14 protein-coding genes and 1 pseudogene are annotated in these 17,931 nt (G+C 62.1%); 10 read left to right on the top strand and 5 right to left on the bottom strand.

The genetic code is table 11. The features are described 5' to 3' along the window. The first annotated feature begins 64 nt into the window (after nucleotides 1-64). Entirely contained in the window at nucleotides 65-1,669 is a 1,605-nt protein-coding gene (locus tag NWI_RS08370; RefSeq protein ID WP_011314870.1) for a carboxyl transferase domain-containing protein, read from the top strand. A gap of 2 nt (nucleotides 1,670-1,671) precedes the next feature. Then, entirely contained in the window at nucleotides 1,672-3,678 is a 2,007-nt protein-coding gene (locus tag NWI_RS08365; RefSeq protein ID WP_011314869.1) for an acetyl/propionyl/methylcrotonyl-CoA carboxylase subunit alpha, read from the top strand. A gap of 53 nt (nucleotides 3,679-3,731) precedes the next feature. Here NWI_RS08365 and NWI_RS08360 read toward each other — a convergent pair whose 3' ends face one another. Continuing rightward, the gene (locus NWI_RS08360) at nucleotides 3,732-3,995 is read right to left on the bottom strand and encodes a hypothetical protein (RefSeq protein ID WP_041344934.1); all 264 of its coding nucleotides are present in this window, start codon (nucleotides 3,993-3,995) and stop codon (nucleotides 3,732-3,734) included. Nucleotides 3,996-4,261: 266 nt separating this feature from the next. Between NWI_RS08360 and ndk the strand changes: the two genes are divergently transcribed. From ndk to NWI_RS08345, 3 genes are all read left to right on the top strand, one after another. Next, entirely contained in the window at nucleotides 4,262-4,684 is a 423-nt protein-coding gene (ndk, locus tag NWI_RS08355) for a nucleoside-diphosphate kinase (RefSeq protein WP_011314866.1), read from the top strand. 391 nt (nucleotides 4,685-5,075) lie between these two features. Continuing rightward, nucleotides 5,076-5,894, top strand: coding sequence for a TerC family protein (locus NWI_RS08350; RefSeq protein WP_041345536.1), 819 nt, complete (start codon nucleotides 5,076-5,078; stop codon nucleotides 5,892-5,894). A 357-nt stretch (nucleotides 5,895-6,251) separates the two neighbouring features. Beyond that, nucleotides 6,252-6,455 carry a cold-shock protein gene (locus NWI_RS08345; protein WP_011314864.1) on the top strand — a complete coding sequence of 68 codons (204 nt, stop codon included), beginning with the start codon at nucleotides 6,252-6,254 and terminating at the stop codon, nucleotides 6,453-6,455. Between the two features lie 220 nt (nucleotides 6,456-6,675). On the opposite strand, the gene purN is transcribed toward NWI_RS08345, so the two are convergent. Together purN and purM are read right to left on the bottom strand one after the other, a co-directional pair. After that, entirely contained in the window at nucleotides 6,676-7,329 is a 654-nt protein-coding gene (gene purN, locus NWI_RS08340; protein ID WP_011314863.1) for a phosphoribosylglycinamide formyltransferase, read from the bottom strand. A gap of 24 nt (nucleotides 7,330-7,353) precedes the next feature. Beyond that, the gene (gene purM, locus NWI_RS08335) at nucleotides 7,354-8,427 is read right to left on the bottom strand and encodes a phosphoribosylformylglycinamidine cyclo-ligase (RefSeq protein WP_011314862.1); all 1,074 of its coding nucleotides are present in this window, start codon (nucleotides 8,425-8,427) and stop codon (nucleotides 7,354-7,356) included. A 235-nt stretch (nucleotides 8,428-8,662) separates the two neighbouring features. Between purM and NWI_RS08330 the strand changes: the two genes are divergently transcribed. The 4 genes from NWI_RS08330 (at nucleotide 8,663) to ppx (ending at nucleotide 13,897) form a co-directional block, all read left to right on the top strand. Continuing rightward, nucleotides 8,663-9,205 (top strand): CDP-alcohol phosphatidyltransferase family protein, encoded by a 543-nt coding sequence (locus NWI_RS08330; RefSeq protein WP_011314861.1) that lies wholly within the window; start codon nucleotides 8,663-8,665, stop codon nucleotides 9,203-9,205. Nucleotides 9,206-9,250: 45 nt separating this feature from the next. After that, nucleotides 9,251-9,931 carry a DnaA ATPase domain-containing protein gene (locus NWI_RS08325; RefSeq protein WP_011314860.1) on the top strand — a complete coding sequence of 227 codons (681 nt, stop codon included), beginning with the start codon at nucleotides 9,251-9,253 and terminating at the stop codon, nucleotides 9,929-9,931. 245 nt (nucleotides 9,932-10,176) lie between these two features. After that, nucleotides 10,177-12,378 carry an RNA degradosome polyphosphate kinase gene (locus tag NWI_RS08320; protein WP_011314859.1) on the top strand — a complete coding sequence of 734 codons (2,202 nt, stop codon included), beginning with the start codon at nucleotides 10,177-10,179 and terminating at the stop codon, nucleotides 12,376-12,378. Between the two features lie 19 nt (nucleotides 12,379-12,397). Further along, nucleotides 12,398-13,897, top strand: a complete 1,500-nt coding sequence (gene ppx, locus NWI_RS08315; RefSeq protein WP_041345535.1) for an exopolyphosphatase — start codon at nucleotides 12,398-12,400, stop codon at nucleotides 13,895-13,897. A 13-nt stretch (nucleotides 13,898-13,910) separates the two neighbouring features. Here the strand turns inward: ppx and NWI_RS16925 are convergent. Continuing rightward, a pseudogene (locus NWI_RS16925) lies at nucleotides 13,911-14,668 on the bottom strand (IS5 family transposase). 555 nt (nucleotides 14,669-15,223) lie between these two features. Here NWI_RS16925 and NWI_RS08300 point away from each other — a divergent pair. Next, nucleotides 15,224-16,540 carry a hemolysin family protein gene (locus tag NWI_RS08300; RefSeq protein ID WP_049750571.1) on the top strand — a complete coding sequence of 439 codons (1,317 nt, stop codon included), beginning with the start codon at nucleotides 15,224-15,226 and terminating at the stop codon, nucleotides 16,538-16,540. A 76-nt stretch (nucleotides 16,541-16,616) separates the two neighbouring features. On the opposite strand, the gene rnd is transcribed toward NWI_RS08300, so the two are convergent. Continuing rightward, a complete protein-coding gene (gene rnd, locus NWI_RS08295; protein ID WP_011314856.1) occupies nucleotides 16,617-17,765 on the bottom strand; it encodes a ribonuclease D in 1,149 nt (382 codons plus the stop codon). Nucleotides 17,766-17,931: the final 166 nt, after the last annotated feature.

Below are 17,931 nucleotides of genomic sequence, written 5' to 3'. Positions count from 1 at the left end.
AAATCATCGTAATCTGGCCGGATTGAAGCGCGCGTTTCAACGCGCGCCAAGCATTCGGACTGTCATGGCGCTCCGTTCCGGTGTCGATCCCACGTCGTCAGATTTCGCGCGCAACGTCGAAGCGATGAAAACGCTGGTCGGCGAGCTGCGCGAAAAGCTCGCGGGCGTCGCGGGCGGAGGCGGCGAGGCCGCGGTCGCGCGCCATGTCTCGCGCGGAAAAATGCTGGCCCGCGACCGCATCGATCTACTGCTCGATCCCGGCACCGCGTTTCTCGAACTGTCGCCGCTGGCAGCTAACGGGATGTACGGCGGCGACGTGCATTCGGCGAGCATCATCACGGGCGTGGGACGCGTCGCCGGCCGTGAGTGCGTGATCGTCGCCAACGACGCCACGATCAAGGGCGGCACCTACTATCCGATGACTGTGAAGAAGCATCTGCGCGCGCAGGATATCGCGCGGCAGAACAATCTGCCCTGCATCTACATGGTGGATTCCGGCGGGGCCTTCCTGCCGCACCAGGACGAGATATTTCCCGACGAGCGGCACTTCGGGCGCATCTTCTACAATCAGGCCAGCATGTCGGCGGCAGGCATTCCGCAGGTCGCGATCGTGATGGGATCGTGCACGGCGGGCGGAGCCTACGTGCCTGCGATGTCGGACGAGAGCATCATCGTACGTAATCAGGGCACGATCTTTCTGGGCGGACCGCCGCTCGTGAAGGCAGCCACGGGCGAGGTCGTTACCGCCGAGGAACTCGGCGGCGCGGACGTGCATTCGCGCCAATCCGGCGTCACCGATCATTATGCGCGAAATGACGCCGATGCGATCGGGATCGCGCACCGCATCGTTTCCACCCTGAAGCCTCCGCAGCGCGCCGCGCTCAACATGCGCGAGCCGCGCGAACCGCTGTTCGCACGGGAGGAAATCTACGGCGTCGTACCGGCGGACGGCCGCAAGCCGTTCGACGTGCGCGACGTCATCGCCCGCATCGTTGACGGCTCTGAGTTCGACGAATTCAAGAAGCTCTACGGCCAGACGCTGGTGTGCGGCTTCGCCCATATCTGGGGATACCCGGTCGGCGTCGTCGCCAACAACGGCATCCTGTTCAGCGAAAGCTCACTGAAGGGCGCTCACTTCATCGAGTTGTGCTGCCAGCGCGGCATTCCGCTGGTCTTCCTGCAGAACATCACGGGCTTCATGGTCGGCAAGAAGTACGAGGCGGGCGGCATCGCGCGCGACGGGGCCAAGCTCGTCACGGCGGTCGCGACCGCGGGCGTGCCGAAGTTCACGGTGGTGATCGGCGGCTCCTACGGCGCCGGCAATTACGGCATGTGCGGACGCGCTTTCTCGCCGCGTTTTTTGTGGATGTGGCCTAACGCGCGCATCTCGGTGATGGGCGGCGAACAGGCCGCGATGGTTCTCAGTACGCTGCGGCGGGAGAACATCGAAGCCAAGGGCGGCACCTGGTCGGCGGAGGATGAGAGTGAATTCCAGGCGCCGATCCGCGCGCAATACGAGAGCCAGGGCAATCCCTATTACGCCACCGCGCGGTTGTGGGACGACGGGGTGATCGATCCCGCCGACACGCGTCTCGTGTTGGGACTTGGATTGTCCGCCGCGGCGAATGCGCCGATCGAGCCGACGACCTTCGGCCTGTTCAGGATGTGATCATGGCCGGCGCTCCAACCTGTCGCCCCTTCACGACGCTCCTGATCGCCAATCGCGGCGAGATCGCGTGCCGCGTCATCCGCACCGCCCGCGCCATGTGCCTGCGCACCGTCGCCGTCTATTCGGAGGCAGACCGCGACGCGCTGCATGTCGCCTTGGCCGACGAGGCGGTGTGCCTTGGACCCGCGCCCGCCCGCGACAGCTATCTCAACGTCGGGAAAGTGATCGACGCCGCGCGCAGAACCGGCGCGGAAGGCGTCCATCCGGGCTACGGGTTCTTGTCGGAGAATGCCGGCTTCGCGCAAGCCTGCGCCGATGCCGGCCTCGTGTTTGTCGGGCCGACAGCGGCGATGATGACCGCGATGGGAACGAAATCGGACGCCAGGGCGCTGATGCAAAAGGCTGACGTGCCGCTGGTGCCGGGCTATCATGGCGAGGCGCAGGACGAAGCCACGCTGCGGAATACCGCGGACCGGATCGGCTATCCGGTTCTCGTGAAGGCGTCCGGCGGCGGCGGCGGCCGCGGCATGCGGATCGTGCGGTCGGCCGCGGAACTGGCTCCCGCTATCGTCAGCGCCCGGCGCGAGGCCGGCGCGGCCTTCGGCGATGAGCGAATGCTGATCGAGAAATACGTCGAAAATCCCCGGCATATCGAAGTGCAGGTGATCGGCGACAGCCATGGCAATCTGCTGTCGTTGTTCGAGCGTGAATGCACCTTGCAGCGGCGGCACCAGAAGGTGATCGAGGAAGCGCCATCGCCGACACTCAACGCCGCGCAGCGCGACAGGGTCTGCGAAGCCGCGCGCAAGGCCGCCGCCATCGTGAATTATATCGGCGCGGGCACAGTCGAGTTCGTATCTGACGGCAGGGACGTCTTCTTCATCGAAATGAATACCCGCCTGCAGGTCGAGCATCCCGTGACCGAACTCGTCACCGGGATAGATCTCGTGGAATGGCAGCTTCGGGTGGCGTTCGGCGAGAAGCTGCCGCTGACGCAGGACCAGATCACACTGAACGGTCACGCCATCGAAGCACGGGTCTATGCCGAAGATCCGGACCGGAACTTCATGCCGTCCGTCGGCCGCATCAGAATGTGGCGTACGCCGCCGGAGGTTGACGGCTTGCGTATCGACGCCGGCTACCGTGAAGGCGATGCGGTTCCGCCAAGCTACGACGCCATGCTCGCCAAGGTGATCGCCTGGGCGCCGACCCGCCAGGCCGCGATCCGCCGCCTGGCGCGCGGATTGGACGAAACGGACGTTCGCGGCATCGCCACCAACATTCCGTTCCTGTCCGCGCTGATCACGCACGCGGATGTGCGCGCCAACGCGGTCGACACCGGGTTCATCGAGCGTCATCTGCAAGAGCTGACCCGGCCCTCGACGGCGCCGGGCGAGACCGAACTCGCAGCCGCCGTCGCCGCCGTCCTGCTGGAGGAAAGCAAGGCATCTTCAACGGACCCGGCGTCGCCCTGGCGAACCGCGGGCTGGATGGCGGTCGGCCGACGCCGGCAGCGGTTCGTATTCCGTCAGGGGCAGGGGCAGGCTGAGCACGAGGTCACATTCGTCTATGGCAATGGCCCGGATGAAATCCAGCTTGCGGACAAGAAGCTTCCATTCGCATTCGCTGCGGACGACTCGGAAGGCATGATCCTCACGCTCGATGGGCGACGAAGCCATGTGGTGTTCGCTGTCGATGGACGCGAACTGTACTTGCGGACGCGCAACGGGCGGTTCGAGTTACACTGGGTCGATCCGTTTGGCGAAGACGAGGAGGAGCAGGCCGGCGAAGATCGCATCATCGCGCCGCTGCCGGGCACGGTGGTCGCGCTGTTCGCGGAGGAAGGGACTTTGCTGGAGAAGGGCGCCCCCATTCTCGCGCTGGAGGTGATGAAGATGGAGCAGACCTTGCGGGCTCCGTTTGCAGGCAGGCTGAAGAAAATCAAATGCAGGGTCGGCGATGTCGTGCGGGAAGGCGTCGAACTCGCCGAGATCGAGGCGGCCGCTTGAAAGCGAAAGGGGCAGTCTCACCTGTTTTTGGGCGAGACTGCCGTTCCCGGTGATCAGAAGCAGCGATTGACGACGCGCCAGCGCGGTCCGAAAGAGGTCGGCACCAGCCTGCGCACATAGCAGCCGCCACCCCCGCCGATGAAGTGGCCGGGACCCCAGGCATAATGGCGCCAGCCGTGATGGTGATGCCCATGCCCGTGATGGTGATGATGACCGTGGTGATGCCAGCCCTTGCCAGCGAACGCCGCGGTGGGCGCCAACGTTGCCGTACCAAGCGACGCAGCCGCGATCGCGGCGAATGCGATTTTGCGAAACATCGAGCTCTCTCCTCATGATGGGGACGCCGAGGCGTCCGCGGTGAATATTTCGTCCGGCTGGTCTGACGTTGCGCCAGGCGAGCAGGTTCAGTGCGTCGGAGGTTACGGCATGGATTCGAACCGCTCTGTGATGCAGATTACAGAGCTTGTCATCGCGCGAAGAATTGCCGAGGGTGGGACGGTCAGATGTCCGATGCGCTTGCCGTCACTGACGGGCGCCGATATAAGCGCGCAATTCCTGCGACCGCTAAATCAAGGACGACATCATGGCGATTGAACGCACCTTTTCGATTCTCAAGCCGGACGCGACCGCGCGAAACCTGACCGGCGCGATCAACGCCCTGATAGAAAAGGCTGGACTTCGAATTGTGGCGCAAAAGCGCATCCGCATGACCCGCGAGCAGGCCGAGACGTTTTACGCCGTGCACAAGGCCCGCCCGTTCTTCGGAGAACTCGTCGACTTCATGATCTCCGGGCCGGTGGTCGTGCAGGTGCTGGAAGGCGAAGGCGCGATCCTCAAGTATCGCGACATCATGGGTGCGACCGATCCGTCCAAGGCGGCCGATGGCACCATTCGCAAGCTCCATGCGAAATCGGTCGGTGAAAACTCCGTTCATGGATCGGATGCAACCGAAACCGCGGCGGTCGAGATCGCCCAGTTCTTCTCGGGCAACGAGATCGTCGGCTAAGGCATTTTCGGGCGAGATGGATACCGGTTCGCCGCATGAAAATGCGACCGGACAATAATTTCCAAAACATGATCCCGATATTTTCCAGAGCATGATCCCACCCGAAGGGCCGCGCCAGCGCAAAGTGGAAACCGGCTTTCGGAGAAGATCATGCTCGGACAGGAAGATAAGCAAAGAATCTGATTCAACGCAGTTCAATCGGATTCAACGCGGTTGAAACAGACCCTGGAGCTTCGCTTCCGCTTCAATCGGAAGCGAAGCCTGAGATTGGTGTTTTGACGCGTTTTCCTCACGCGAACCGGCCGCCATCCTCGGGTCACATCCCGGGGACATGCTTCGCGCGGGAACGTTATCGGCCGAGTCTGGCGGCGTTCGATCGAAGGAACAGGTGTTGGATTCGCTACTGCACGTCTTCGACCTGACGGCGATCGCCTCGGCCTTCGATCAGTTTCGAAACGACCTGAATGATCCGGCGTTCTGGCTCGCCGTCAGCAAGATCATCTGGATCGATGTCGTCCTGTCCGGCGACAATGCGCTGGTGATCGCGCTTGCCTGTCGCGGGCTGGCTCCCCGGCTGCGCTTCTGGGGCGTGGTGCTCGGCGCGGGCGCCGCGGTCGGCCTCCGCATCATCTTCGCCGGGATCATCACGACCTTGATGGGGCTGCCCTACCTCAAGCTGGTGGGGGGGATCGCGCTGCTTGTGATAGCCACCAAGCTGCTGGTGCCGGAGAAGCAGGGCGAGGAAGCCATCCCGGCGGCCGGCCGCCTCTGGTCCGCCGTCCGGGTCGTGGTGGTCGCCGACTTCGTGATGAGTCTCGACAATGTCATCGCGATCGCGGCAGCGGCGAATGGCAGCGTACCGCTGTTGATCATCGGGCTGGCCGTCAGCGTGCCGCTGATCGTGACGGGCGCGGCGCTGATCATGCTGCTTCTGACGCGCCTGCCTTTCTTGATCTGGGCCGGATCGGCGCTGCTGGGCTGGATCGCGGGCGAGGTCATCGCGACCGATCCGGCGGTAGCGCCATGGCTGCATCGGTTCTTCGATGGGGGCACCGGCGCCTTTCTGGATGCGGTCCTGGGGTGGGTCGGCATCGCGCCCCGGTTTACCGCCGGCGGACCCGGAGGCGAGGTGCTGTGTGGCCTGCTGGGAGTCATGATCGTGCTCAGTGCCGGATCGATGATACGCAACCGCAGGCAAGTCGCCGATTAACCGTTCCAGAGGGCAGGTCTTCCGCGCAATCAAATATGTGGATAGCGGGATATTGACGAACGAAGCTGGTTCGTCTCCGGAACGGCCACGCTTCGCCAAGACACCTTGAAACGCTTCGGTTTCGCCCGTCGCTGCCGCATCGCCGCTTCCTCCACAGCCGCGGGTTCGGGTGTTTCCCAGTTATCTGGCGTGACTTGCTAAGCGGTAATTTTCGTGTTGCAATCCACCAACAATCGGTTGAGAGCCCGCCATCGGTACAATTCGGAAAGTTCGGAAAAGATCAGGAGAGGGGGCCGCTTGTGGCGTGAGACGCGAAGTGCGCCACGTCTTTGATCATATCCCAACAGGAGACAGACGATGCAAAAGGGCACCGTCAAATGGTTCAACCCAACCAAAGGGTACGGATTTATCAAGCCAACGACCGGCGATAGGGACGTGTTCGTTCATATCTCCGCCGTTGAGCGCGCCGGCCTGAGCACCCTCGACGAAAACCAGACGATTGAATACGATCTGGTTGAAAATCGCGGCAAGACCTCCGCCGAGAATCTGAAGATCTCGTAAATCACATCTCCCCGCGATGGGTTCGGCGACACGCTCCTTCAATCGCGAGGATGGGTGGATCTGCCCTGACGTATAGCCTTTCCGCTTCTGATGAAAATCAGAAGCGGGCTCTCCGATTATGATCTGACGCGTTTTTCACGCGAACCGTCACGTCATCCGCTTCGCTCGAAAACGCTATAGCAGGACGCGGTCAGATCAATCGTGGTCAGATCAATCGTGGTCAGATTACGGACGGCGAGATCAGGCTATCGTCCGGACTGGCGTTTGCCGACGTCTTGCAAATGTCGCCATCCAGTCGCGTGCCGCCGCCCGCGACCAGCCGCAGCGCATCGGGGTAGATGCGATGCTCGATGTCCAGGACGCGCGCGGCCAGCGTCTCCGCCGTGTCGTCGTCACGCACAGCCACTGCGCCCTGCATGACAATGGGGCCGGCATCTGTTTCCGCGACGACGAAATGCACCGTGGCGCCTGAGATCTTCACGCCCGCGCGCAGGGCCTGACCGTGGGGGTCGAGGCCCCGGAATGATGGAAGCAGCGAGGGGTGGATGTTGAGCATCCGTCCATGCCAGCCTCGGACGAACTCGGCTGTGAACAGCCGCATGAAGCCGCCGAGGCAGATGAATTCGATGCGCCTGTCATCCAGAGCGGATTGCAGTTCGGCCTCGAACGCCGCACGGTCCTTGCCAAATGGCTTGCTTTCAATGACGAGCGTCTCGACGCCGGCCGCCTGGGCTCTGGCGAGGCCCGCCGCGCCGGGTTTATTGGAAATGACGACGGCTATTTCAGCCGGAAAGTCCTCGGCCTTTGCAGCCTCCACCAGCGCCGTCATGTTCGATCCGCGTCCGGAGATCAGGATGGCGACACGGCGTTTCATGCTCACATTCCCTGCTGGGGCGTTCTATACGGCGAGATCGAGTTGACCGTCGTAAACGACCCGGCCTTCATCGCCTGCAACGATCACATCGCCCAGCAACGACACACGTTCGCCGGCCTGCGTCAGCACATCCACGACCTGCTGAACCGCGTCGCGGCGCACGATCGCGACCATTCCGATGCCGCAATTGAAGGTTCGAAGCATCTCGCGTTCGACGACGCGACCCTGCTGCGCCAGCCATTTGAAGACCGGAAGGACCGTCAACCCGGCGAGATCGATCCGCACGCCGAGTCCTTCGGGCAGGACGCGAGGAATGTTGTCGGTGAAGCCGCCTCCGGTGATGTGGGCGAGCCCTTTCACCGCACCGGTTTCGCGGATCGCGCGCAGACAGGATTTGACGTAGAGCCGGGTGGGGGTCAGCAGCGCACCTCCCAGGGTCGCGACGGGAGCGAATGGCGCTGGAGCGGAGAGGGCGATACCCGAGGCTTCGACGATATTGCGGACCAGTGAATAGCCATTGGAATGCACGCCGGACGACGCGAGTCCGATCACCGCATCACCGGCGGCGATATCGCGGCCGGGCAACAGGGAGCCGCGTTCCGCCGCGCCGACCGCGAAGCCGGCAAGGTCGTAGTCACCGTCCTTGTAGAGGCCGGGCATTTCAGCCGTTTCGCCGCCGATCAGGGCGCAACCCGCTTCCCGGCAGCCTTCCGCGATTCCGGCCACGATCGCCGCGGCGGTTTCGGGATCAAGCTTGCCGCAGGCAAAATAATCAAGGAAGAACAAGGGCTCCGCGCCCTGTACGACGAGATCGTTGACGGACATGGCGACAAGATCGATGCCGATGGTATCGTGGATGCCGGTTTCGATCGCGATCTTGACCTTGGTTCCGACGCCGTCGTTGGCCGCAACCAGAACCGGGTCCGCGAATCCGGCGGCCTTGAGATCAAACAGGCCGCCGAATCCGCCGATCTCGGCCTCCGCGCCGGCGCGAGCGGTTGCGCGCACCATCGGCTTGATGAGGTCGACCAGCCGGTTGCCGGCGTCGATATCGACGCCCGCCCCGGCATAGGTCAGGCTGATGTTCCTGTCGGTCATGCCAGTGTCCCGATTCCGAAGTCCGCATACCCTTGCCGCAACCTTTGATACGAACTTCGGAATCAAAGGGACACTAGCAGCGCTCGAAGACATCCCGGCTGGTTACGTCGGATTGCCGACTTGCGCAATGGCTCGCACAGGCTGTCCGCATATACTATGTAGACAAAGGCCGACCTCTTCTGCAAAGCCTCGCCTCCCGAAGGTTTTGTGCGGAAACCGGAGCCTGGAAAGTCGCGTGAGTATTCCAAATATTATTACGCTCGGCCGTATTCTGCTCGTGCCAATCATTATCTGGGCTATCGCCTCCAATCAGATGGAGATCGCTTTCGCCATCTTTGTGATTGCCGGCGTCAGCGATGCGGTGGACGGGTTTCTGGCCAAGCGCTTCAACATGGCGAGCGAACTTGGTGCGCTTCTGGATCCGCTGGCCGACAAGGCGCTGCTGGTCTCGATCTTCGTCACGCTCGGCATTTGGGGCGCCGTGCCCATCTGGCTCGTTATCCTGGTGGTCTCGCGCGACATCATGATCGTCGGGGCGGTGATCGTATCGTGGCTGTTCAACAAGCCGGTGCCCATGAAGCCACTGCTGGTCTCTAAGCTCAATACGGGAGCGCAGGTCGCGTTCGCGGCGCTGGTGCTGGCCGCGCTGGGATTCGGATTTGATTCCTCGCCCTACGAAGCCCTTCTGATGGCCGCCATAGCGATCCTGACCCTGGTTTCCGTTTCTTTCTATCTCGTGGAGTGGGTGCGCCACATGAGCACCATCGATCCGCAATGAAGGTGGCACAGTGCGCGCGAGTTGGTGCTGACGTGGAGTAGATGCTTGGCAGGCCGTCCTCCCTCCCGTCAGCTCGCATTCACGCTGCCGCACGCCGAGAGCTTTTCGCGGGACGATTTTCTTGAAGGTCCCGCGAACGCGGCGGCGCTGTCGCTGATCGAGAGCTGGCCGGAGTGGCCGAACAGGATCATGTTGCTGGCCGGCCCTGAAGGTTGCGGCAAGAGCCATCTCGCGGCGATCTGGGCGGAGCGGGCAGGGGCGCGCTCCATCAGCGCGCAAGGCCTGACCGCGGCGACGGTGCCGATGGCCCTGACGACAGGGGCGCTCGTGGTGGAGGACCTCAATCCGAAAACCTTCGATGAGCTTGCCCTGTTCCACCTGATGAACCTCGCCCGTGAGGAAGCCGCGTTCGTGCTGATGACGGCGCGAGTCACGCCGGCCGCGATCGAGATCGGGCTGCGCGACCTGCGGTCGCGACTCCGCGCGGTGCCGGTCGTGACGTTGATGCCGCCCGACGATCATCTGCTCCGGGCGTTGATCGTGAAGTTCTCAGCGGATCGCCAGATGAATATCGACGAAGCGATCGTGAGTTTCATCGCAACGCGGACCGAACGATCGGTTGCCGCCGCTCGCCTCGCCGTCGAACAGCTCGATGCCGAATCGTTACGGCTTGGCAGGCCGGTGACGCGCGCGCTCGCCGCAGAACTGCTTCGAAATCACGACTGAGGCCACAGGCTCTGAATTCCTTCGACGGACCTTGACGCCCCGACCATCCGCAACGTCAAATGTCATGGAAACGTCATTGAGCTGGCCCATGGTTCACCGCTGTTGCACCGCCGCCGAAGCATCTGGGCCCCTTCACTTCTGTCGAGATCAGAAGCGGGCAATCAGTTTTTGATTTGACGCGTTTTCTTTACGCGAACCGGCTATCCGCTTCGCTCGAAGACACGGGAATACGGACCGACATATCGATGGATTCAATTCAAGCGATTGCTCCCGAAGAGAAAAAACCGGAACTGGAACTGGACTCGGCGATCCGCGCCAGTCCGGAACGGTTTATCAATCGGGAATTATCCTGGCTCCATTTTAACCGCCGCGTCCTTGAGGAGTCGGTCAATCCAGGTCATCCCGCGCTTGAGCGCGTCCGATTCCTGTCGATTTCCGCCAACAACCTCGACGAATTCTTCATGGTTCGCGTCGCCGGCATCAAGGCGCAGGTGCGGGAAGGGATCACCGAGCGCAGCCCGGACGGGCTGACGCCGTCGGAGCAACTTGTTCTCATCAACGAGACGGTCTCCGATCTGGCGAGCGACCAGCAGGCGATCTGGCGGGATCTGCGCAATATGCTGGCCGGAGTCGGGATCGTCCTGATCGACGGCAAGGATGTCACCAAAGCCGAGCGGAGCTGGATCGCCGATCACTTCCTGCACAATATCTTCCCTTTGTTGACGCCGCTCGCCATCGATCCGGCCCACCCGTTTCCGTTCATTCCAAGCCTTGGCTTCACCATCGCGCTGCAACTGGCGCGGACCTCCGACGGCAAGCCGATGAATGCGTTGATCCGCATGCCCGGCAAGATCGACCGGTTCCTGAGGATTCCGGCGGCCAGCAAGGACGATCCCGTCAGGCTGATCACGATTGAAGGCGCCACCAGCCTGTTCATCAACCGGCTGTTTCCGGGCTACACGGTCAAGGGGCAGGGCGCTTTCCGCATCATCCGGGACTCCGAACTGGAAATCGAGGAGGAGGCGGAGGACCTGGTTCGCCTGTTCGAGACCGCGTTGAAACGCCGCCGGCGCGGCTCCGTCATCCGGCTCGAAATCGAAGCCGCCATGCCCGCCGAGCTGCGCGCATTCGTTCAGCGGGCGCTATCCGCGGCCGACGACGAAGTGTTGCTGGTGGACGGCGTCCTGGCCATGAACGAGCTGTCGCAACTCACACGGCTCGACCGGCCCGACCTTGAATTCGTGCCGTATGTTCCGCGCCATCCCGAGCGCGTGCGCGATCATGGCGGCGACGTGTTCGCCGCCATCCGGCAAAAAGACCTGATCGTTCATCATCCCTACGAGTCGTTCGACGTCGTCGTGCAGTTCCTGCAACAGGCCGCGCGCGATCCTGACGTCGTCGCGATCAAGCAGACGCTCTACCGCACCTCCAACAACTCGCCGATCGTGCGGGCGCTGGCGGAGGCCGCGGAGGCGGGCAAGTCCGTCACGGCGCTCATCGAGCTCAAGGCCCGGTTCGACGAAGAGGCCAACATCCGCTGGGCGCGCGATCTCGAGCGCGCCGGCGTGCAGGTGGTCTACGGTTTCCTCGAACTAAAAACGCACGCCAAGCTCTCGCTGGTCGTGCGCCGGGAAGGCGGCAGTCTCGCGACCTATGTCCACACCGGTACCGGCAACTATCACCCGGTGACCGCGCGTATCTATACGGACCTGTCGTATTTTACATCCGATCCGATCATAGGCCGTGATGCGGCGCGCGTATTCAATTACATCACGGGCTACGCCGAGCCGAGCGATATCGAGAGAATGGCCGTATCACCTCTAACGCTGCGGAATCGGATTCTCGATCATATTCGCGGTGAAACCACTTTTGCGCGTAACGGCAAACCGGCCGCGGTCTGGATGAAAATGAACGCGCTGGTCGATCCCGACATCATCGACGCGCTGTATGAAGCATCCCAGGCGGGCGTTTCCGTCGAACTGATCGTGCGCGGCATCTGCTGCCTGCGGCCCGGAGTTCCCGGGTTGTCGGAAAACATTCGCGTCAAGTCAGTCATCGGCAGGTTCCTGGAGCACGGCCGGATTTACTGTTTTGGAATGGGGCAAACCATGCCGGGACCAAAAGCCGCTGTGTATATCTCGTCCGCGGACATGATGCCGCGCAACCTCGACCGGCGCGTCGAAGTGCTGTGCCCGCTGCAGAATGCGACGGTGCATCAGCAGGTTCTCGAGCAGATCATGGTCGCGAACCTCAAGGACACCGAACAGAGCTGGCGGTTGTTGCCGGATGGATCGTCAACGCGTATGAAGGCCGCGAAGGGCGAGGAGCCCTTCAACCTGCACAACTATTTCATGACAAACCCGAGTCTGTCCGGCCGTGGAAAGTCGCTCAAGGAATCTTCGCCGCGCCGTCTCACGCGTCGCTCAGAGCGGCAGCCGCCGGCATAGACCGCCGGCCCCGACATATCTGCGTCCGCGCAAGCCGGGCTCCAGCGTCGCCGTCATCGATATCGGCTCCAACTCCGTCCGCCTCGTCGTCTATGAAGCGTTGGAGCGAAGTCTCGTCTCGGTCTTCAACGAGAAAGCATCGTGCGGACTCGGGCGCGAGGTGCAGTCCACCGGATTGCTTGCGTCGGATGCGATCAGCAAGGCGCTGACATCCCTGCGGCGTTTCCACGCGCTGTGCAAGGTCATGAAGATCAGCCGCGTTTACGCCATCGCGACCGCCGCATGCCGCGACGCCACGAACGGCGCGGATTTCATAGCCCAGGCGGAACGCATCTGCGGCGTGACGGTCGAAGTCCTGCCGGGATCACAGGAAGCTTATCTCGCGGCCCTTGGGGTCGTTTCCAGCGTCCACAAACCGAACGGAATCGTCGGCGATCTCGGCGGCGGTTCGCTGGAATTGACTGACGTGCGCGATCACCGCGTCGGTCGCGGAATAACGCTGCCGCTCGGCAGTCTCGCCTTGCAGGATGCGTCGAAGAAATCATTGAAGCGCGCGAACAGCATCGTAAAAGCCGCGCTTGCCGATGCGACGCCACTGAAGGCCGGCAAGAGTCGCACTTTCTACGCTATCGGCGGAACATGGCGGGCGCTGGCGCGCCTTCACATCATCCAGAGCGGTTATCCGCTTCGCGTCATGCACGGTTACTCCATCCCCGCGGCCGACGCGCTTGATTTCGTCCGGCGGCTGCGCCGTCTGGTTGCTTCCGACATGCTGGCAGATATCGAGGTCGTGGCCGAAGCACGGCAGCCGCTCCTGACTTACGCCGCTCTGGTGCTGGAGCACATCATCCGGATCGCGAAGCCGAAGGCCATCGTCTTCTCGACCTATGGCGTCCGCGAGGGTTTGCTTTATTCGATGCTGCCCGCTGCCGACCAATCCAGGGATGGATTGATCTGCGCCGCGCAAACGCTGAACGGCCTGCTGTCACGCTCGGCGTGTCATGCCGAGGAGCTGATCAAATGGACCGACCGGTTGTTCCGGGCTCTCAAGCTTAAGGAGACCGAAGACGACCGACGGCTGCGCCACACCGCCTGCCTGCTTTCCGATATCGGCTGGCGCATCCATCCAGACTACCGCAGCGAGCAAACGCTCAGTTTGATCATGAATGGCAATTTCGTCAGCATCGACCATCAAGGACGAGCCTTCGTCGCGCTGTCGGTATACTACCGCTATGCCGGGTTGAACGAAGCAAACGGGCCATCGCCCGAGGTATGCGAACTGGTGACGCCGCCCATGGATGAGAGAGCGCGTATTCTGGGCGCCGCCTTTCGCGTCGCGCATCTGATTTCAGCCGCTCAACCGGGGGTGTTGTCCGCCACCCATTTCAAGAACAGCGGCCGCAAGCTGACGCTTGTGTTCGAACACCGGCTGGTCGATCTGGTCGCGGATCGTGTGGGCGGCCGGTTCAAGCAACTGGCGCGCCTTGTCGGCCGCTCGGGCTCGATCGTTCTCCGCTAGGCCGGATCGACATTCACGGCAGCCAGATCAGGGCTGCGGCCAGGTGAACGAAGCCCGTGAAGTGAACGGTTCGCCTGTCGTAGCGGGTGGCGAAACGGCGGAAGTGCTTGAGACGGTTGAAGCAGCGCTCGATGCGGTTGCGGTGCTTGTAGAGACCGGCGTCATGCGGGATGATGATTTTGCGCGTCCTGTTTGAGGGGATCACCGCTTCGGCGCCCATGCCGGCGATGAGTGCACGCAAGGCGTTGCTGTCATAAGCCTTGTCGGCCAGCACGGCGTCCCCGGCCTGGGCTTCGAGCAGCGCGGGGGCTTGTGTGATGTCTCCGACCTGCCCGGCGGTGACGATGAAACGCAAGGGTCGGCCCAGCGCATCGGCGAGCATGTGGACCTTGGTGGTCAGTCCACCTCGGGAACGCCCCAGCGCCTGATCCTTGGCCCCCCTTTTCCGGTAGCCGCCTGCTGATGGGCTCGAACGATGGTTGAGTCGAGCATCAGATACTGGTTGTCGCGATCGGCTGTCAGGGTGGAGAACACCCGTTCCCACACACCGGCATGGCACCACCTGCTGAACCGCCGATGCACCGTCTTCCAGCGACCATAGCGCTCCGGCAGGTCACACCAGTGCGCGCCGGATCGCAGCACCCACAGGCAGCCGTTCACAAACAACCGATTATCCGATCCCGTCCGTCCCGGATCAGAGGCCTTGCCTGGCAGCAACGGTGCAATCTTCGCCCACTGATGATCGCTCAGCTCATACCGCTTGATCCCCATCGTGCAGCTCCGTGTCAGAATCACGGAACCCTATGAATCAGCGATCAGACCGCCTGGGAATCCTGAATGTCGATCCGACCTAGAGCATTTTCCGGCGAAGTGGATACCGGTTCGCGTAAAGAAAACGCGACCAAACAACCATTTCTAGAGCATGGTCCGATTCAACTTGATCGGATCATGCTCTAGCGTCCCGATTCCGAAGTTCGCAAACCCTTGCAGCAACCTTTGATGCGAACTTCGAAATCACAGGGACACTGGCAAATTTATAATTCTAGTGTGGTTTAGGTTCAGAAGTTCGCCTGGCAGATTCGCTGGACCCTGAAAGCGAACTTCTGAACCACCACACCAGGCGCTTTCATCAGCGCCGCCTGCGACGTTTTCTCTTTGCGCATTAAGCATCCGCTTCTGTAACGTTGTCGTGGTGGCGGAACACCAGGAGCCTTTTCGCTGCTGATGGAATCAGAGGCGAGGCTCTATGATCGTGATTCGACGCTTTTTTTCATGCGAACCGGTATTCACCTCGCTCGAAAACGCTCTCGCCTTCCATAAGGAGATATCGCCGTGGGTGATGACAGTTTAACCAGTCTGGCCGGAGTTCTCTCTGTCATCATTCTTGTCATCGCGAACGGCTTTTTCGTCGCTTCAGAATTCTCACTGGTGGCGATGCGTCGCAGCCGCGTCGCGCAACTGGTTGCCGCCGGAGGCGCAAACGCCCGTGCGCTACAGAAGGCGGTTGAACATCTCGATTATAATCTCGCGGCGTGCCAGCTCGGAATTACGCTGTCGTCATTGGCTCTGGGCTGGATCGGAGAACCGGCGCTGGCGCACCTGATCGAGCCGCTGCTGGTTCTGCCATTCGGTACCGGCGCCGAAATCGGCGCTCACGCCATCGCCATCATTATCGCCTTTGCCATCATTACGATCCTGCACATCGTACTTGGCGAACTCGCGCCGAAGAGCCTCGCCTTGCAGCGGACCGAGACCACCGCGTTGATCATCGTGCGTCCGCTCGCGCTGTTCGGGTTGCTGTTGAAACCGGCGATCGTGTCATTGAACGGGCTCGGCAACGGCGTCTTGCGTCTGTTCGGCCTCAGCGCCGCCAGCGAAAAGGAAACGCTTCACTCACCTGACGAGATCAGGCTTCTCGTTGCCGAGACCGAGCGAGCGGGCTTGCTTGCTCGAACCCAGCGGGAAGTCGTTGAGCGGGTCATCAGCCTCACCCGTCGCGACGTGAGCGACATCATGACCCCGCGGATGAGCATCGTTTGGGCCGACGCGGATGACAGCCGGGACGAGATTCTCAATGTAGTGCGTGAGTGCAAGCATGAGCACGTCGTTATCGGGCAGGGTAGCATCGACGAGGTCGTGGGTGTACTGCGCAAGCAAGACCTGCTCGATCAGGCGCTTGAGGGACGTGAGGTCGATCCGCTCGCGGTGTTGCAGCAACCGCTCGCACTCTCGGAGTTCACGCCGATCCTGCAAGCCATCGAGCGTTTCAAGGCGCAACCTGTTCGCGTCGGCACCGTGGTCGACGAGTACGGAACGTTGCAGGGGATCGTCACGCGCACCGATCTGCTCGAGTCCATCGCAGGTGAACTGCCGGATGCCGGTGAGGAGCCGGACATACTGGGAGGAGGCGACGGCAAGTTTGTCATCAACGGACGAATGCCGATCGACGAAGCGATGATCCACCTGGGCATCAGCCGCAAGCCCGATGGAGATTTCCATACCGTGGCGGGCTGCGCGATCGAGTTGCTGGGTCGAATACCGGCGGTCGGCGACGAGTTCGCCTGGGAAGGGTGGCTGTTCCGGATCTCGGAAATGGACGGTCCGCGGATCAGCAGGCTAATCGCGTCGAGGTCCGTCGAATGACGTGCATCGCTGAATCGCGGGCGTGCTTCAGGAATCGGAAAGCCTCGCTCCAGATCACATCAGAAGCGAAAAAGCTCTACGCTCGCTCCACGCGCACCACGCGGCCCTTTTCGATCGCCAGAGCCAGCCGGCCATGCTTCAGGGCGAGGGCGGCCTCGCCAAACAGTTCACGCCGCCACCCGTGCAGCGCACCGACATCGGCCTCGTCATCGGCGACGATCCGTTCCAGGTCATCCACCGTCGCGATCACCTTGCTGGCGACAGCATGGCGCTCGGACGTCATGCGCAGCAAAACCTTGAGAAGCTCCACCGTGGCGGCGCCGTTCGAATTGTTGCGGGGCTTCTCGATCCGGGGCAGCGTGCGCGGGTCTCGTGCAAGCCCGCGCTGGACCGCCGCGACGATATCAGCGCCCCATTGCGACCGTTCAAAACCCTTGGGCAGCGAACGCAGCGTCGCCAACCGTTCCGGGCTACTCGGCGCATGGATCGCGATATCGCCGACGGCGTCGTCCTTCAGAACACGGGACCGTGGAATATTGCGGCTCTGGGCTTCCTGTTCGCGCCAGGCCGCCACTTCCATCAGGACGGCAAGGTCCTTCGGCTTGCGGACCCGGCTCTTCAATCGTTCCCATGCACGTTCGGGATGAAAGTCGTAGGTCTTCGGCGACGTCAGGACCTCCATCTCCTCGCTGACCCAATCGCTGCGTCCGCGCTTGCTGAGATCGGCGTCGAGGGCGGCAAAGACGTCGCGGAGGTGAGTGACATCCGCCACGGCGTATTCGAGTTGTTCCGCGGTCAGCGGACGGCGCGACCAGTCGGTGAATCGGTGGGTCTTGTCCGGACGGTGTCCGGTAATACGCTCGACCAGCGCGTCATAGGCAATGGAATCGCCGTGTCCCAGCACCATGGCGGCAACCTGGGTGTCGAAGACAGGATGGGGGATAAGCCCGGCCTGGTGCCAGATAATCTCGATATCCTGCCGTGCAGCGTGGAAGACCTTGAGGACGCTTTCGTTCGACATCAGAGCGAAAAACGGCTTCAGGTCGATTCCCCCGGCGAGAGCATCGACCACCACGGCTTCATCGGGACTTGCCAGCTGAATGACGCAGAGCAGGGGATAGTAGGTGGTTTCGCGGAGGAACTCGGTGTCGACGGTAATGACCGGGTGCCTGGCGAGGCGGGCGCAGACGGAGGCCAGCTCCGCGGAGGTGGTAATCAGATCCATGAACGCTCCATAGCTCGTCTTTTTTGCCCTGTCGCCCTGCTTTTTTGCAGCACGCCGCGCTTGTTTTCTTCAGACTTTTCCGGTCAAGAATGATCATCCGGGCCGCTCTTCCAGGTTCCACCTCTCGGTTGCCGCGCACCTTTCGCTCGGGTAAACCCCTGACGCT

Origin of the sequence: Nitrobacter winogradskyi Nb-255, assembly GCF_000012725.1 — a bacterium.
Lineage (GTDB): Bacteria > Pseudomonadota > Alphaproteobacteria > Rhizobiales > Xanthobacteraceae > Nitrobacter > Nitrobacter winogradskyi.
The sequence above is the reverse complement of the archived record's forward strand: the minus strand, read 5'-3'. Positions and strand labels throughout refer to the sequence as shown.

Excerpts from the sequence above, each read along its gene's own strand:
- NWI_RS08370 (WP_011314870.1), top strand. The coding sequence starts at position 65 with ATGGCGCTCCGTTCCGGTGTCGATCCCACGTCGTCAGATTTCGCGCGC.
- NWI_RS08365 (WP_011314869.1), top strand. The coding sequence starts at position 1,672 with ATGGCCGGCGCTCCAACCTGTCGCCCCTTCACGACGCTCCTGATCGCC.
- NWI_RS08360 (WP_041344934.1), bottom strand. The coding sequence starts at position 3,995 with ATGTTTCGCAAAATCGCATTCGCCGCGATCGCGGCTGCGTCGCTTGGT.
- ndk (WP_011314866.1), top strand. The coding sequence starts at position 4,262 with ATGGCGATTGAACGCACCTTTTCGATTCTCAAGCCGGACGCGACCGCG.
- NWI_RS08345 (WP_011314864.1), top strand. The coding sequence starts at position 6,252 with ATGCAAAAGGGCACCGTCAAATGGTTCAACCCAACCAAAGGGTACGGA.
- purN (WP_011314863.1), bottom strand. The coding sequence starts at position 7,329 with ATGAAACGCCGTGTCGCCATCCTGATCTCCGGACGCGGATCGAACATG.
- purM (WP_011314862.1), bottom strand. The coding sequence starts at position 8,427 with ATGACCGACAGGAACATCAGCCTGACCTATGCCGGGGCGGGCGTCGAT.
- NWI_RS08320 (WP_011314859.1), top strand. The coding sequence starts at position 10,177 with ATGGATTCAATTCAAGCGATTGCTCCCGAAGAGAAAAAACCGGAACTG.
- rnd (WP_011314856.1), bottom strand. The coding sequence starts at position 17,765 with ATGGATCTGATTACCACCTCCGCGGAGCTGGCCTCCGTCTGCGCCCGC.